Origin of the sequence: Actinosynnema mirum DSM 43827 (assembly GCF_000023245.1) — a bacterium.
Classification (GTDB): Bacteria; Actinomycetota; Actinomycetes; order Mycobacteriales; family Pseudonocardiaceae; genus Actinosynnema; species Actinosynnema mirum.
The window spans coordinates 6,884,916-6,900,989 of sequence record NC_013093.1 but is presented as its reverse complement, the minus strand read 5'-3'; the positions used below and the strand labels follow the sequence as shown (position 1 = coordinate 6,900,989).

13 protein-coding genes are annotated in these 16,074 nt (G+C 75.5%); 7 read left to right on the top strand and 6 right to left on the bottom strand.

All coding sequences use genetic code 11. The annotated features are described in order from the left end of the window. Positions 1 to 70 precede the first annotated feature (70 nt). The 7 genes from cobO (at position 71) to cobA (ending at position 8,236) form a co-directional block, all read left to right on the top strand. Positions 71 to 685 (top strand): cob(I)yrinic acid a,c-diamide adenosyltransferase, encoded by a 615-nt coding sequence (gene cobO / locus AMIR_RS29035; protein WP_015804554.1) that lies wholly within the window; start codon positions 71 to 73, stop codon positions 683 to 685. After that, positions 682 to 2,079 (top strand): cobyrinic acid a,c-diamide synthase CobB, encoded by a 1,398-nt coding sequence (locus tag AMIR_RS29030; RefSeq protein WP_015804553.1) that lies wholly within the window; start codon positions 682 to 684, stop codon positions 2,077 to 2,079. Before cobO ends, AMIR_RS29030 begins: the two co-directional genes overlap by 4 nt. 170 nt (positions 2,080 to 2,249) lie before the next feature. Continuing rightward, positions 2,250 to 3,383, top strand: coding sequence for a cobalt-precorrin-4/precorrin-4 C(11)-methyltransferase (locus tag AMIR_RS29025; RefSeq protein ID WP_015804552.1), 1,134 nt, complete (start codon positions 2,250 to 2,252; stop codon positions 3,381 to 3,383). Between the two features lie 4 nt (positions 3,384 to 3,387). Continuing rightward, complete coding sequence (locus AMIR_RS36365; protein ID WP_049796993.1) at positions 3,388 to 4,236, top strand: bifunctional cobalt-precorrin-7 (C(5))-methyltransferase/cobalt-precorrin-6B (C(15))-methyltransferase; 849 nt, start codon at positions 3,388 to 3,390, stop codon at positions 4,234 to 4,236. A 334-nt stretch (positions 4,237 to 4,570) separates the two neighbouring features. Further along, positions 4,571 to 5,830, top strand: coding sequence for a cobalamin biosynthesis protein (locus AMIR_RS29015; RefSeq protein WP_015804551.1), 1,260 nt, complete (start codon positions 4,571 to 4,573; stop codon positions 5,828 to 5,830). Between the two features lie 88 nt (positions 5,831 to 5,918). Further along, entirely contained in the window at positions 5,919 to 6,704 is a 786-nt protein-coding gene (locus AMIR_RS29010) for a S1 family peptidase (RefSeq protein WP_015804550.1), read from the top strand. Positions 6,705 to 7,018: 314 nt separating this feature from the next. Continuing rightward, complete coding sequence (gene cobA / locus AMIR_RS29005) at positions 7,019 to 8,236, top strand: uroporphyrinogen-III C-methyltransferase (RefSeq protein ID WP_015804549.1); 1,218 nt, start codon at positions 7,019 to 7,021, stop codon at positions 8,234 to 8,236. Positions 8,237 to 8,553: 317 nt separating this feature from the next. Here the strand turns inward: cobA and AMIR_RS29000 are convergent, their stop codons facing one another. The 6 genes from AMIR_RS29000 to AMIR_RS28975 form a co-directional block, all read right to left on the bottom strand. Next, on the bottom strand, positions 8,554 to 10,059 hold the full coding sequence (locus tag AMIR_RS29000) for a DEAD/DEAH box helicase (protein WP_015804548.1): 1,506 nt from the start codon (positions 10,057 to 10,059) through the stop codon (positions 8,554 to 8,556). Between the two features lie 880 nt (positions 10,060 to 10,939). Beyond that, positions 10,940 to 11,845, bottom strand: coding sequence for a serine protein kinase RIO (locus AMIR_RS28995; protein ID WP_041838466.1), 906 nt, complete (start codon positions 11,843 to 11,845; stop codon positions 10,940 to 10,942). Positions 11,846 to 12,560: 715 nt separating this feature from the next. Further along, on the bottom strand, positions 12,561 to 13,280 hold the full coding sequence (locus tag AMIR_RS28990) for a Crp/Fnr family transcriptional regulator (protein ID WP_041838465.1): 720 nt from the start codon (positions 13,278 to 13,280) through the stop codon (positions 12,561 to 12,563). 131 nt (positions 13,281 to 13,411) lie between these two features. After that, a complete protein-coding gene (locus tag AMIR_RS28985) occupies positions 13,412 to 14,101 on the bottom strand; it encodes a Crp/Fnr family transcriptional regulator (protein WP_041837108.1) in 690 nt (229 codons plus the stop codon). Positions 14,102 to 14,504: 403 nt separating this feature from the next. Beyond that, positions 14,505 to 15,272 carry a peroxide stress protein YaaA gene (yaaA, locus tag AMIR_RS28980; protein ID WP_015804544.1) on the bottom strand — a complete coding sequence of 256 codons (768 nt, stop codon included), beginning with the start codon at positions 15,270 to 15,272 and terminating at the stop codon, positions 14,505 to 14,507. A 438-nt stretch (positions 15,273 to 15,710) separates the two neighbouring features. Beyond that, positions 15,711 to 16,064: a VOC family protein gene (locus AMIR_RS28975; protein ID WP_015804543.1), complete on the bottom strand. Its 354-nt coding sequence runs from the start codon at positions 16,062 to 16,064 to the stop codon at positions 15,711 to 15,713. Between the last annotated feature and the right edge of the window lie 10 nt (positions 16,065 to 16,074).

Genomic DNA, 16,074 nt, shown 5'->3' with positions numbered 1-16,074 from the left:
CCCGCCCGCCGCCGTCGCGCCGGTCCGCGCGCCGCGGGCGTCCCCTCCCCACCACACCTGGAGCCACGACATGCCGCAGGGACAACCCACCGCCGTGCCGTCGGACGGCCTCACCACCCGCCAGCGCCGCAACCGCCCCCTCCTCCTCGTCCACACCGGCCCGATGAAGGGCAAGTCCACCGCCGCCTTCGGGCTCGCCCTGCGCGGCTGGAACCAGGGCTGGGACATCGGCGTGTTCCAGTTCGTGAAGTCCGCCAAGTGGAAGGTCGGCGAGGAGGCCGCGTTCCGCGCGCTCGGCGAGCTGCACGAGAGCACCGGCCAGGGCGGGCCCGTGCAGTGGCACAAGATGGGCGAGGGCTGGTCCTGGTCCCGCAAGGCGGGCACCGAGGAGGACCACGCCGCCGCCGCGCTGGAGGGCTGGCGCGAGATCGCCCGCCGCATCGCCGATCAGCGGCACGGCCTGTACGTGCTGGACGAGTTCACCTACCCGCTCAAGTGGGGCTGGATCGACGTCGACGAGGTGGTGGAGGTGCTGGTCGGCCGGCCCGGCCACCAGCACGTGGTGATCACCGGCCGGGACGCCCCGCAGGCGCTCGTGGACGCCGCCGACCTGGTCGTGGAGATGACCAAGGTCAAGCACCCGATGGACGCCGGCCAGAAGGGCCAGCGGGGGATCGAGTGGTGAGCGCGCTGGTCGTCGCCGCCCCGGCCTCGGGCAGCGGCAAGACCACCGTCGCCACCGGGCTCATGGCGGCGCTGCGCCGCGCGGGCGACGCGGTGGCCCCGTTCAAGGTCGGCCCCGACTACATCGACCCCGGCTACCACGCGCTCGCCACCGGCCGCCCCGGCCGCAACCTGGACCCGGTCATGGTCGGCGAGCACCGGGTTCCCGAGCTGTTCGCGCACGGCGCGCGCGGCGCGGACCTGGCCGTGGTCGAGGGCGTCATGGGCCTGTTCGACGGGCGGATCGACACCGACGGCGTCGGCTCCACCGCGCACGTGGCCAAGCTGCTCGGCGCGCCCGTGCTGTTCGTCGTGGACGCCCGCGGTCAGAGCCGCAGCCTCGCCGCGCTGCTGCACGGATTCCGGGGCTACGACCCCGGCGTGCGCCTGGGCGGCGTGGTCCTCAACCAGGTCGGGTCGCCCCGGCACGAGCAGGTGCTGCGGAGCGCCTGCGCGGACGTGGGCCTGGACGTGCTGGGCGTGCTGCCCAGGGACGACCGGTTCGCCCTGCCCTCGCGCCACCTCGGCCTGGTCACCGCCGCCGAGCACGGCCACGAGGCGGTCGCGGCGGTGGAGGCGGTCGCCGACGCGGTGGGCGCGCACGTGGACCTCGCGGCGATCCGCGCGCTGGCGGCCACCGCCAACCCGGTCGCCGCGCGGGCCTGGGACCCGGACGCCGAGATCGCGGCGGTGGTCGAATCCTCAAGCGCCCCAAGGGTTCCCGTCGGTTCCCGGCCGGTGATCGCGGTCGCGGGCGGCCCCGCGTTCACCTTCGGCTACGCCGAGCACCCCGAGCTGCTGCGCGCGGCGGGCGCCGACGTCGTCGTCTTCGACCCGCTGCGCGACGAGACCCTGCCCGCGAACACCTCGGGGCTGCTGCTGCCCGGCGGGTTCCCCGAGCAGCACGCGGCCGAGCTGTCCGCGAACGAGCCGCTGCGCGCCACCATCACCGCGCTGGCCCGCGCGGGCGCGCCCGTGCACGCCGAGTGCGGCGGCCTGCTGTACCTGGCCAAGTCCCTCGACGGCGCCCCGATGTGCGGCGTGGTCGACTCCGAGGCCGCCATGACCCCGCGCCTGGTCCTGGGCTACCGGGACGCGGTCGCCCCGGTCGACTCGGTGCTGCTGCCGGTCGGCGCGCGCGTCACCGGACACGAGTTCCACCGCACCGCGCTGAGCACCCCGCACGGCGCCGACCCGGCGTGGCGCTGGCGCGGGCACGACGGCCGCCCGGCCGCCGAGGGCTTCGTGCTCGGCAACGTCCACGCGTCCTACCTGCACACCCACCCGGCGTCGATCCCCGAGTCGGCGCACCGCTTCACCGCCGCCTGCGCGGCCTGGGAGCACCCACCGGCCTGACCCCCGCCGCTCACCCGGACGGCCCAGGGGCGCGGCATCCGGGGTGGTGCTCACAGCGCGTCCGCCCCGACCGTCGCGCTCCGTGCCGGGATCAGGGCGCTCGATGGGGAGAGGGCCTTGCGCGATACGGTCGGGCCGTTCACACCGAGCACGTCGTGGGGAGTTCTCAGATGACAGGTCGGGTCGCCTTCGTGGGTGCCGGCCCCGGTGCCGCCGATCTGATCACCCTCCGAGGGGCCAGGCGACTGGCCGAGGCCGACGTCGTCGTGTGGGCCCCGAGCGTGGTCGAGGTCGAGTGCGTGCGCGAGCACGCCCGCCCCGGCGCGGAGCTGGTGGACTTCTCCCGCGTCACCGAGTCCGAGGTCGTCGAGGTCTACCGCAGGGCAGCCGCGAGCGGCCAGGCCGTGGTCCGGCTGCACGCGGGCGACCCCGCGACGTGGGGCGGGCTGCGCGAGCAGCACGACGCGTGCCTGCGGCTGGGGCTGGAGATCGAGGTCGTGCCCGGCGTGACCCAGGTGTCCGCCGCCGCCGCGTCGGTCGGGCGGGAGCTGACCACCTCCGAGGTCGCGCAGTCGCTCCTGCTGGCCAGCCCGGAGAGCGCCGAGCACGTGCGCGAGCTGGCCGCCCACGGCACCACGCTCGCCCTGTCCGCGTCGGCCGCGCGCGCCGACCGCGTCGCCGAGCAGCTGCGCGCGGGCGGGTACGCCGACACGACGCCGGTCGTCATCGCCTACAAGGTGTCGCTGCCCGACGCGGTGCTCGTGCGCACCACGCTGGGCGAGCTGGAGTCGGCGGTCAAGGAGCACAAGCTCTACCGCAGCACGCTGTTCCTGGTCGGCGACGCGCTCAGGGCGCCGGTCCGCAGGGGCGCGCCGATCGGGGACGAGCCGGTGCGCCAGCCCCGCGCCTCGAAGTGGCGGGCGGCGCGGGCGCCGGGCGCCGAGTCGCGCTCGGAGGCCGCCTGGTCGGCCGTGCACGACCTGCAGGAGACCGCGCGCTCGCGCTGGGCCAGGGCGCGCGAGGAGTCCGGCGCGGACGGCGTGGAGCTGCCCGTAGCGCGGTCGCTGGCCGAGCCCGGCGGTCCCGCCGAGATCACCGAGTCCGCCGAGTCCGGGCCGGTCGCGGAGGCGCTCGCCGTGGACTCGTTGCCCGGTCAGGCCGGTTCCCCCGAGCAGGAGCCGTCGGAGCCGAGGAAGAAGCCCCCGGTCGCGGCGGCGCGCAAGAGGACCGTCTCCGTCCAGGCCAGCACCACCCCGCGCAAGCCCGCCCCGGCGCGCGGGAAGAAGCCGAAGCGCACAGGCTGAGGGCATGGACGTCCCGGCGCTGCACCGCTTCCTGACCGACACCGGCCGCACCTGGTCCGCCGTCGTGGTGGTGGACGCCGCCGAGCACGGCCTCGCGCACGCCCGCAACGTGTGCCTGGCCCGCTCCTCGGTGCTGGTCGCGAACGCGGACCCGGCCGCGCTGGCGAAGGGCCTCGCGGGCTGGCGGCGCACCCTGGTCGTGCCCGGCCCGTCCGGACCGTCCACGGCGGACCCCGCCGAGGTCGCGCTCCGCTCCTGGCCGGAGCCGCTCCCGGTGCTGTGCCTCGCCGAGCAGCCGCTGCTCCCGGACGCCTCCCGGTGGGCGCTGCCGGACGACGAGTTCTCGCACCGGGGCGACGGCCTGGTCGCCACCGCCGAGGTCCGCGCGCTCGTCCTCGCCAAGCTCGGCCCCAGGCCCGGTGCGCTGGTGTGGGACGTGGCGGCGGGTCCCGGCGCGGTCGCCGTGGAGTGCGCGCGCCTGGGCGCGGCCGTGGTGGCCGTGGAGCGCGACCCGGTGCAGTGCGTCCGGATCATCGCGAACGCCTCGGCGCACCACGTGGACGTGCGCGTGGTCGAGTCCGACGTGGAACTCGCCCCGCGCGACCTGCCGCGCCCCGACGCGGTGTTCGTCGGCGGCGGGGGACCGGGCGCGGTGCGCGCCTGCGCGAGCCTGGGCGCACGCCGCGTGGTCGTCGCCACGACCCGCCTCGACGCCGTCCTGCCGTCCCACGACGCCCTCCGCGACGGCGGCTACGCGGTGTCCGGCACCCAGCTGTCCGCCGCGAGGCTGGAGGACGACCACCTGCGCGCGGTGGACCCGGTCACCGTGCTGTGGGCCGAGCACCTGGCCTGACCGCCGCACGACGACCCGCTCGGCGCCCGCCAAACCTGACGCGCCTTGACGTGCCCGCCAAGCCCGACGTGCCCGCCAAGCCCGACCCGCCCTCGGCCAGCCGCCTGGCTTCGCTCGGGCCTCGCCCGTCCGGCCCGCCCCCGCCTGGGCCCCGTACCCGCCGTCCCGCCCGGCCTGGCCTGCCCCACCCGCGCCGCGCGGTCCCGTCCACCCCCGCTCGCCCCCCACCGGCCCTCCCCGCTCAACTCCCCCCGCTCCGCCCCCACCCCACCCGCCCCCACCCCACCGCGCCCGGCGGGGAAGGATGGCACCTCCACCCCGGCAAGGAGGCAGCGTGATCGGCTTGTTCGCGTCGACCGAGCGCGGCAGGGCGCAGGCCAAGGAGCTCGCGGCCTTCCTCGGCCCGGACGCCGTCGTCCCCGACGGCCCCGTCGCGCCCGCGCTGCGCCGGATGTGGCCGGTGCTGGGCAGCGCCGTGCTCTTCGAGGGCAGCGAGACCGCCATCCGCCTCGTGGCCCCCCTGCTGCGCGACGAGCGCTCCGACCCCGGCGTGGTGTGCGTCGACGGCGCGTTCGCCATCGCCCTCCTCGGCGGCGCGGACGCGCTCGCCCAGCGGGTCGCCGACGTGCTCGGCCGCACCGCCGTCACCACCGCCCCGCCCACCGCGTCCCCCCTGGACGAGCTGCTCGAACTGCTCGACGCCACCGCCGAGGGCGACGCGGTGGCGTGCGGCGAGGCGATGCGCGCGGGCGAGCCGGTCGCGCTCGCCAACCCGCTCGGCTTCCCGCTGCCCGCGCTGCCGGACAACGTCCTGCCCGCCGGTCACGAGGCCGCGTGGACGGTGCTGCTGGACGACCGGGTGCCCAGGACCGAGCTGGGCGACCACGTGGTCCGGGTGATCCCCAGGACGCTCGTGATCGGCATCGGCGCGAGCGCGGGCGTCACGTCCACCGACGTCTCCGGCGCGCTCGCCAAGCTCGCCGCCGACGGCAGGCTGGACCTGCGGGCCGTGCGCGCGTTCGCCACGCTCGACCGCAAGACCGAGGAGCCCGGCATCGTCGACGCGGTCGAGGACTGGGGCTTCTGGCACGGCTCCACCACCACGCCCCTGCTCGGCTACCCCGGCGAGGAGCTGGCCGTCATCCCGGTGCCGAACCCGGTGGAGCTGGCCATCGGCATCCCCAGCGTCGCCGAGGCCGCCGCGCTGCGCGGCGCGGCCGAGCTGTCCGCCGGTGGCCGGGTGGAGATCGCCGCCGAGAAGGTCAAGGGCGCGCGGGCCACCGTCGCCGCCGCCCGCGTCCTGCCCAGGGGCAGGCTGGCGCTCATCGGCCTCGGGCCGGGCGGCGCGGACGACCGCACCCCGCGCGCGGAGGCCGAGCTGCGCCGCGCGTCCGTGGTGGTCGGGCCGCCGGAGTGCGTCGACCAGGTCAGGCACCTGCTGCGGCCGGGCACGTCGGTGCGCGCGGACGGCGCGGTGCGGCTGGCGGAGCAGGGCGTCGCGGTGGCGCTGGTGGCGCCGGACGCGGGACCGGTTGTTGCCGGGCCGGTACACGCCGATGTCGTTCGTGTGACCGGAGTCACTGGTCAATTGTGAAGCCCCCTCAGTCCTGCTGAAGGAGGTTGCCGGGAGGCCGTCGGGTGCGTTGCAGTGAGTGCTCACTCCTGCACGGAAAGGAACTCCGATGGCGAAAACCCTGCGTCGCCTGGCGAAGTTCATCGGCCTGGGCGTGGCTGCCGCCGCGATCGGCCTGATGACGACCCCGGTGTCCTCGGCGTCCGACGTCACCCCGTTCATCGTGGGCGGCACCAGGGCCTCGATCAGCGAGGCCCCCTGGACGGTGTACCTGGCCTCCTCCTCCGGCTCCCAGTTCTGCGGCGGCACCCTGGTGAAGGCCAACAAGGTCGTCACCGCCGCGCACTGCGTCGCGGGCCGCTCGGCGTCCAGCACCCGCGTGGTGATCGGCCGCGAGGACAAGCAGAGCACCGCGGGCACGGTGGCCACCGTCTCCGGCATCTGGTCGCACCCGAGCTACCGCACGGCGACCAGCGGCTACGACGTGGCCGTGCTGACCCTGGGCACCAGCGTCAGCGGCACCTACCTGCCGCTGGCCACCCCGTCCGACACGGCCCTCTACGCGGCGGGCACCAACGCTGTCGCCTACGGCTGGGGCGCCACCTGCTCCGGCTGCTCCACGTCCCGCTACCTGCTGAAGGTCACCGTCCCGGTCACCTCGGACGCGACCTGCAAGACGGCGTACTCGCAGTACAGCAACACCTCGATGGTGTGCGCGGGCGTCCCGGCCGGTGGCAAGGACACCTGCCAGGGCGACTCGGGCGGCCCGCTCGTGGCCGGCGGCAAGCTGATCGGCGCCACCTCGTGGGGCAACGGCTGCGCGCTGCCCAACTACCCCGGCGTGTACGCCAGGGTCGCGGCCTACTACAGCGTGCTGAGCGCGCAGATCGGATGACCGCCGGGGGCGCGCCCGCGCGGCGCGCCCCACGCCCGGTGACCGACGTCCTCCGGTCGACCGGGCGCGGGCGGGCGCGCGGACCGGTCAGCCCTCGGTCGGTCCGCGCGTTCCCCGTGCCCGCGCCCGCCCGCGCCTCCCGGTCCCGGTCCGTTCGCCCCGCCCCGCCCGGTGCCCTTCCGCCCGCGCCGCGCGGCCCTTGCGCCCTGTCGCCGCGCGCCCTCCCGCCGTCCGCTCACACTCCGACACCCGCTTCCCGTGATGTGGGACACCCCTCTTGGGCGCGGGCCCGTCGTCCGGGGATGCTTCTCGCCATGCACGGAGAACAGCACTACCTGGTGGGCCTGGACCTGGCGGGCAAGCGCGTGGTGGTGGTGGGCGGCGGGTCCGTCGCCCAGCGCCGCCTGCCGCGCCTGGTCTCGTCCGGCGCCCGCGTCGAACTCGTCTCGCCCGAGGTCACCCCCACCGTCCAAGGCGTGGTCGACTCCGGGGCGGTCACCTGGCACGCCCGGCGCTACGCCGACGGCGACCTGGACGGCGCGTGGTACGTGCTCGCCTGCACCTCCGACCCCGAGGTGAACGCCCGGATCACCGCCGACGCCGAGGCCCGCCGCGTGTTCTGCGTGCGCGCCGACGTCGGCGCGCTCGGCACCGCCGTCACCCCCGCCTCCGGCAACCACGACGGCCTGCTCGTCGGCGTCCTGGCCAGCGGCGACCACAACCGCTCGGCGCGCGTGCGCGACGGCGTGCTGTCCGCGCTGCGCGACGGCACCCTCGCCGACCAGCACGACCAGCCCGCGGGCGTGGCCCTGGTCGGCGGCGGCCCCGGCGACCCCGACCTGATCACCGTGCGCGGCAGGCGCCTGCTGGCCAGGGCCGACGTGGTCGTCGCGGACCGCCTCGGCCCGGTGTGGCTGCTGGACGAGCTGCCGCCGCACGTGGAGGTGGTCGACGCCGCGAAGATCCCGTACGGGCGGGCCGCCGCGCAGGAGTTCATCAACCGCACGCTCGTGGACAACGCCAAGGCCGGGAAGTTCGTGGTCCGGCTCAAGGGCGGCGACCCGTACGTGTTCGGGCGCGGCTTCGAGGAGCTGATCGCCTGTGCCGAGGCGGGCGTGCCGGTCACCGTCGTGCCGGGCGTGACCAGCGCGTTCGGCGTTCCCGCCCTCGCGGGCGTCCCGGTGACGCACCGGGGTGTGGCGCACGAGGTCGTGGTGGTGTCCGGCCACGTCGCGCCGGACGACGAGCGCTCCCTGGTCGACTGGGGCGCGCTGGCGAGGCTGCGCGGCACCGTGGTGATCCTGATGGGCGTCGAGCGCGCCGCCGCGTTCGCCGCTGCCCTCCGCGAGGGCCGCCCCGGTGACACCCCGGTGACCGTCGTCGAGAACGGCAGCACGGACGCCCAGCGGATCGTGAGGTCCACTCTGGACGGTCTGGCGGAAGCCGTTGCGGCGCACCACGTCCGCCCGCCGGCGATCATCGTCGTCGGCCCGGTCGCGGGCCTGGCGGGGGAACTGCCCGAGCAGGTGTGACCGCACCGCGCGGGAAGCCCGCGCGCGGGCTTCCCGCGCGACGTCACGCTCGGCCACCGCGCACCCCGGCCGTCGCACCACGCTCGGCCACCGGGCCGGATCACGCTCGGCCACCGGGCTCCGGGCGTGGGCGTCACGCTCGGGAACCGGCCCCCCGGCGCACGCCCGGCAGCCACATCACGCAGCGACACCGGGATTCCGGCCACTCCACCCGCCCCCGAGCAACGCGAGAGCCCCGGTCCCACCGGGGACCGGGGCTCTCGCCGTTCCGCGTCAGCGCCCGCTATCGGCGCCACGCGTCACTCGTCAGTGCTGCTTCAGTGCTGCGGGGCCGCGCTGCGCCGGGGACGGCCGCCCGCGCGGTCGCGGTCACGGCCGCCACCCTCGCCACGGCCACCCTCGCGACCGCCGCGGAAGAACCCGCCGCCGCCACGACGGGCGCCCGCGCCGCCGCCCGCGCCACCACGACGACCGCGCGGCTGCACCTCGGGCTCCACCACGGGAACGCCGCTGGGCTCGCGGGCGCCGGTGATGCGGATCAGCTCGTCGTCGCCGGGGCGGACCTTGGTCGACTCCGGGCGGATGCCCGCGCGCGAGGTCAGGCCCTGGACGGCGCGCCGCTGGTCGTGCGTGACCAGCGTGACGACCGTGCCCGACTGCCCGGCGCGCGCCGTGCGACCGGCGCGGTGCAGGTAGTCCTTCGGGTCGGCGGGCGGGTCCACGTGCACGACCAGGCTGACGTCGTCCACGTGGATGCCGCGCGCGGCGACGTCCGTGGCGATCAGGACCGGGGTCGTGCCCTCGCGGAACTGGCCGAGCACGCGGGTGCGCGCGCTCTGCGCCTTGCCGCCGTGCAGGGCGCCGGCGTGCACGCCCATCGACCGCAGCTTCTTGGCCAGCCGGTCCACGTGGTGCTTGGTGCGCACGAACATGATCGTGCGGCCCTCGCGCGCGGCCACCTCGGTCACGACCGACTGCTTGTCCTCGGCGGACACGAACAGCAGGTGGTGCTCCATGGTGGTGACGCTGCCGGTGGGCGGCGCGACCGAGTGCACGACCGGGTCGTGCAGGTACTGGCGGACCAGCTTGTCCACGTCGCCGTCGAGCGTCGCGGAGAACAGCAGCCGCTGCCCGTTCTCGGGGGTCAGGTCCAGGATGGCCCGCACCTGCGGCATGAAGCCCATGTCGGCCATCTGGTCGGCCTCGTCCAGGGCGGTGAACATGACCTCGGACAGGTCCGCGGTGCCCTGGCGCACGTGGTCGGAGAGCCGACCGGGCGTGGCGATCAGCAGGTCGACGCCCCTGCGCAGCGCGTCGATCTGGCGCGGGAAGGACGTGCCGCCCACGACGGTGCGGCACCACAGGCCGAGGGCGCGGGCGAAGGGCGACAGCGCCTCCTCGACCTGCATGGCCAGCTCACGGGTGGGGACCAGCACCAGCGCGCGCGGCATGTGCGGCTTGGCGCGGCCACCGGCCAGCCTGGACAGCAGCGCCAGGCCGAACGCGAGGGTCTTGCCGGAGCCGGTCTGGCCCCGGCCGAGCAGGTCGCGACCCGCGAGCGAGTCGGGCAGGGTCGCGGCCTGGATGGGGAACGGCTCGGTGATCCCGGCCGTGGCGAGCGCGCGGACCAGCTCGTCGGCCAGGCCCAGCTCGCTGAACGAGGGCAGCGGGCCTTCGGGGAGGGTGCTCTCGACGTGGTCGGGAACGGTGGAAGCGAGGGGCGCGTCCACGTGCTGCGGACGGCGGTTGCCCTGGCCGGAGCGCTTGCGGGGCCTGCGAGAGGACTGCGGGCGCTCGGAACGGCTCTGGGACACGGGTGGCAAAACATACCTCCGGGACACGGCACGTCACGGGGATTGCTCTGCACTCGTGGGCAGGCGCGATCGCGCGGACGGGCCCGGCGCTTCGTAGCGCCGACGGTTGGGTGGAGCACCGGGTGGTCCTGAGTGGTGACCTCGGGGCGCTGGAATGTAGCGCCCTCGTGCGGTGCGTTGACCAGTCTAGCTGATCATCATCCATTGGGTCGCGGCCACTCGGACTAGTTTCGGGCGCGAGGCTCTGACCTGCGTGGACGTCGGGAAGGTTGTGGGGGCGGCCGGCTCGGCGGGCTGCGGGCGGACGTCGAGGGGTTCGGCGGTCTTCCACGCCACCTGAGGGGGCGCCCCGCGCGGCACCCGGACGTGGCCGGGTTCCACCTGACGGTGGCGCGATCGCTCGCGGGTGTGCGCGGGCGTCCGCTCTCCGGACGCGGAAACCGCTGGGGCGCAAGAGGATCCGGTTCCGGAGCGGCCTGTTGAGACGGGGGAGGGGCCCAGGTCGAACGGCCCGTGCGCCACCGGGACCCGAGGGTTCGTCACGGGGCGCGTTCGCGCGGCGGTCACGGACGGCAGCCGGTGTTCGCGGCGCCGCGAACGCGCGGTGACGCCCGGCGGACGCCGCCGTCGCGCACCGTTGCGGCGCGGGGTGGCGAGGCGGTCACCGAGCGGCGTCGATCGGGCGAAAGCATTGGTGACACAACGAAATCGCGATCCCACCGCACGTGTTCGCGGTGGGCGACCAGTGCTCTCACTGCACGTGCGCCGCGCGCTGCGTCCGCTGGGTGCCGCGTTCGCCGCGCGCCGCGTTCGCTGGGTGCCGCGTCCGTCGGGTGCCGCGCCCGCTGGGCGAGAGGACGCGCGCCCTCCCGCCCGGCGAGCGCCCGTCTCACCCCAGTCCGGCCTCCCGGAGGAGGTCGGCGGTCAGCTCGGCCGGGTCGGCCAGCTCGGCGGGCAGGCCGCGCGCGGTGAACCAGTCGGCCACCACCCGCACGTCGCGCGCCAGGAACTCGGCCCCGCGCGGGTTGGCGACCAGGTCGACCAGCTGCGGCAGGTCGATCACCACGAGCCGGTCGTCGTGCACCACCAGGTTGTACGGCGACAGGTCGCCGTGCGCGTACCCGGCGGCGGCCATCCCCGTCAGCGCCGACCCGAGCTGCCGCCACAGGTCCACCAGCGCGTCCGGCTCGGGCCTGGTCTGGGCGAGCCGGGGCGCGGCCTGGGCGCCGTCGCCGATGAACTCCATCAGCACCTCGGTGCCGTCGCGCTGCACCGGGTAGGGCACCGGCACGCCGCGCTGCCACAGCGCGCCGAGCGCCGCGAACTCGGCCACCGCCCACCGCTCGGCGATCAGGTTCCGCCCGAACGCGCTGCGCCGGGACATCGCGCGGGCCTCCCGGCTCCGCCGCTCCCGACGGCCCTCCAGGTAACCCGCGTCCCGGTGGAACAGCCGGTGGTCGTTGTCCCGGTACCGCTTCGCGGCCAGCAGGCAGGACCGCTCGGGCGTGGCGCGCTCCAGCAGCGAGACGTCCGCCTCCTTGCCGGACTTGATCAGCCCGAGCTCCCGGTCGACCGCCCCGAGGTCGGTGACCAGCCACGCCGGGTGCGGCGCGGGCCCCTGGTCGGCGCTGCCCCAGGTGGACCACCGGTCGCCGTCCTCGGGTCCGGTGAGCTGCCGCGACTCGCCGAGCCGCTTCTTGGCCTCCTGGGTGAGCCTGCCGCGCCGGACGTTCTCCTCGTCGTCCCGCACGACCCGGACCCGAGTCCTGACCTCGCGGGGGCCGTAGTCGTCCAGCTCGTAGTCGGACCAGCGGCCGTACGGGTCGGCGTCGCTGTCGTCGCCGTCACCCTCGTCGTGACCGTCGGCGTCGTAGCCGTCGGCATCGGCGTGACCTGCGTAGTCGTCGGCATCGGTGTCGGTGTCGTCGGTGTCGACATCATCGGTACCGCCGTAGCGGGTATCGGCACAGGCGGCGTCGTCGACCCGACCGCCGTGATTGAAGTTGATCTTGAGTTCGTGCAGTGCGTTCGTGGTGATCGCGTGCTCGCGCACAGCGGGGCTCCCAGCGGGAAGTGGGTGATCACCCCGACGCCGGGCCGCGCGACCGCGTCAGACCCTGTGGAGCGCCGGGGTGGGTGGACGGGCCGGTGCCGCGTCCAGGACAGGTGTCATGGCCATGTCGACACCTCCTCCCCGAATCCGCTCCGGGCTCTCCGGCCCGCGAGTCGCTGCGCTCACCCACCATGCCCCGCCCGCACCCGGCGGGGCAACCGCTTTTCCGACCGCCCCGACCTCAGCCCGCCCCGACCTCAGCCCGACCTCAGCCCGGCCTCCGACCGGCCCGATGCTCAGCCTGGCCCGACCTCGGCCCGGCCCGACCTCAGCCCGGCCTCCGACCGGCCTGATGCTCAGCCTGGCCCGACCTCAGCCCGCCCTCCGACCGGCCCGATGCTCAGCCCGCCCCTCCCCGTCCTGCCCCTCCCCGTCCCGCCACTCCCCGTCCCGCCACTCAGCGCGGCGGGCGCTGGGCGTAGGCGCGCAGCGCGTCCAGGTCGGGCACCAGCACGTCCCGGCGCAGGTGGCTCACCACGACCCCGGCCTTGCGCAGGTCGCTGAACGCCTTCTCCGCCGTGCGCGGCTTCATGCCCGCGATCGACGCCAGCTCCACCTTGGTCAGCGGGAACCCGAGCGTCCACCCGCCGGGCTCCTCGCGGCCGTGCGTGCGCACCAGCTCCGCGAGCACCTTCGCCAACCGCTCGTCGGCCGCCCGCGCGAGGAAGTCCCGCCTGCGCTCGATCGCCCACCGCAGCCGCTCGTTCACCATGCCGATCATCTCGACGAAGACCTCGTTGCGGCGGTGCAGGAAGCCCATCAGCTCGCTGCTGCTGATCATCCGCGCGGTCACCTCGCCGCACGTGATCACGCTCGCCGACCTCGGCTTGCGGTCCAGCGCCGCCATCTCGCCGACGAAGTCACCGGCCGCCTTGATCGCCAGCAGCGCGGTGTCGCCGGTCTCGTCCGTGGTCTGCACCTTCACCACGCCGTCGAGCAGCAGCAGCGCGTGCGTGTCGCGGGCGTCCTGCACGATCACGTCCCGGTTCGGCGCGTACCGCACCACCGTGCCCATCGCCAGCAGCTCGTCGCGCGCCTGGTCGCGCAGCCGCGACAGCAGGCTGTCGTGCGGCCACACCGGTTGCTCCGGCTGGGTCGTGCTCGGTGACCATGACATCAGCACCATCCACCCCTAATGCGTCGTATCCGCAACTCGCTGCAACCGTTGTCATCCCCCGGCGTGCAGGTCGTGCCGCACGGCCGGTTCGTTTCGCCGAAGCGCGGGATTCCACCCGAACGCGCGGTTTCTCAGGATCCGGCGTAGCGGCGCAGCGCCCGCAGGTCGGGCACCAGGACGTCGCGGCGCAGGTTGCTGACGACCACGCCCGCGTGCCGCAGGTCGCTGAACGCCTTCTCCGCCGTGCGCGGTTTCATGCCCGCGATCGAGGCCAGCTCGACCTTGGTGAGCGGGATGCCCAGCCGCCACGCGTCCTTGTCCTGCCTGCCGTAGGTCTGCACCAGCTCCACGAGCACCCGGGCCACCCGCACCGGCGCCGGGCAGGACAGGAAGTCGCGGCGGCGGTCGATCGACCAGCGCAACCGCTCGCCGACCACCAGCACCAGCTCCATCGCCACCTCGGGGCGGCGCAGCAGCAGCGCCTGGAAGTCGGCGCGGGTGATCGCGCGGGCCACGACGTCCCCGCACGTGCGCACCGTGGCCGACCGCGGCCTGCCGCTCAGCGCGGCCATCTCGCCGACGACGTCACCGGCGATCCGGATGTCCAGCAGCGCCCGCTCACCGTCCTCGTCCACGGCCTGCACCTTCACCATGCCGCTGAGCAGCAGCAGCACGTGCGTGTCGCGCGCGTCCTGGACGATCACCTCCTTGTCCGGCCCGTACGGCACCCGCGTCCCCAGCGCGAGCAGGTCGGCGCGCGCGGGTTCGCGCACCCTCCCCAGCAGACTCGTGCTCTGCCACACCGGATCAGCACCGGTCAACGCACACCCCCCGGATCGACTTCTCTCCCTGACGGATGTCGGCCCGGACACCCCCGCCGTTCCCAGAATCCGGGCATTCCACGTGAAGCGTGCAACTCCGTTCACCCGAGCGGCGGCGACCGAACGGGGCCGGTGCGCACCCTGCCCGCCGAACACCGCCGAACACCGCCGGAACCCACCGAACACCACGGGGAGCAGGCTGGACACCACCGGACGTGGGCTGGGGACCCCGGAATAGCGGTGGGGGAGGGGACGAGGGCGCGCTGAACGCCCGGCAAGAGTGCGGGGGTACCGGGCGGGAGAGCGCGGGGCGGGGAGGAGGCCGGTTGCCGGGCTCCGAGTTCCAGGCCCTCGAGTTCCGACCCCCCGAGCTCCGGGGTGCCTGAGTTCCGGGGTGCCGCGGTCAGGCCGCGGGCTTGTCCGCGGGGTTGCCGGTGATCACCAGGTCCAGGGTCTTCGCCCCGGTCTCCTCCAGCGTGAGTCCGGCGCTCGCCGCGACCTTCACCAGCCCGGCCACCGTCGACGGCTCGGTGCGCGAGCGGACCAGGGCGCGTGCCAGCAGGCCCTTGTGGGCCTTGTTGAAGTGGCTCACCGCCCTGCGCCGCCCCGAACCGTCGTCGCTGACCACCCGGACCACCACGGCGGCGGGGGCCTTCGCGAGGGACGCGTACGGGCCCGAGCGCAGGTCCACGACGAACTCGTCGGCCTCCGCCAGGACCGGGGTCAGCGCGGGGCGCCACAGCGCGCCGAGCGGGCCGGTCGCGGGCAGCGCGCTGCCGCCGGACAGGCGGTACGCCGGGATCGCGTCACCAGCCCCGACCAGGCCGAACAGCGCCGACACCACGCCGATCCTGGCGAACGCGCGGTCGCGCTCGGCCTTCGTCAGCGACGGGACGTCCAGCGCGTCGTAGAGCACGCCGGTGTACCGCCGCAGCGCGGGCGTCGTGGCCGACGCGCGCAACTCGGCGTTCCGCCCCACCTCCCCGGCCTGCCGCTCCGACAGGCCGAGGGCCGCCAGCGACGCGGGCACGTCGGCGGCCAGGTCGACCAGCGCGGTGACGAGCTTGTCGCGCACCGGGTTCAGCTCCCGGTGGGACAGCGCGTCCAGGTCGAGGGGAGCGCCGGACCCACCGGTCGCCTTGGTCTCGGACGGAGGCAGCAGCACGAGCACGACCGGCGAGCCTACCCACCGGAACCACCCGTCCCCGCCACTCCACGCAGTTACCCCGGACACCCCGGACACCCGTGCCGCCGGACACCCGTGCCGCCGGACACCCGTGCCGCCGGACACCCGTGCCGCCGGACACCCGTGCCGCCGGACACCCGTGCCGCCGGACACCCGTGCCGCCGGACACCCGTGCCGCCGGACACCCGTGCCGCCGGACACCCGTGCCGCCGGACACCCGTGCCGCCGGACACCCGTGCCGCCGGACACCCGTGCCGCCGGACACCCGTGCCGCCGGACACCCGTGCCGCCGGACACCCGCGCCGGGGCCACGCCACACCCCGGCCGGAGCCGACCGCGCCACCGGCCGGTCACCAAGCGCAGGCAAGCGCCGTCAACCGCCGCCGCGCGCCGTCGACCACCCCCTCACCTCACCCGCCCCCCTCACCCCGCCTTCGACACGCAGAACTGGTTCCCCGCCGGATCGGCCAGCACCACCCACTCCACCCCCGGCATCGACCGCTCCGCCACCAGCACCGCCCCCAACCCGGTCAACCGCTCGACCTCCGCCGCCAGGTCCGCCGCCCCGAAGTCCAGGTGCACCCGGTTCTTCCCCGGCGTCGGCTCCGCCACCCGCTGGAACCCCAACCGCACCCCGCCCTCCGCCGTCAGCATCACCAGGTCCCCGTCGTCCCCGTACTCCTGGACCGCGTCCGTCTCCAGCGCGCCCGCCCAGAACGCCGCCAACCCCCGAGGGTCCGCCGCGTCCACCGTCGTCATCCCGTAGCTCAGCCCCATGCCCGGCACG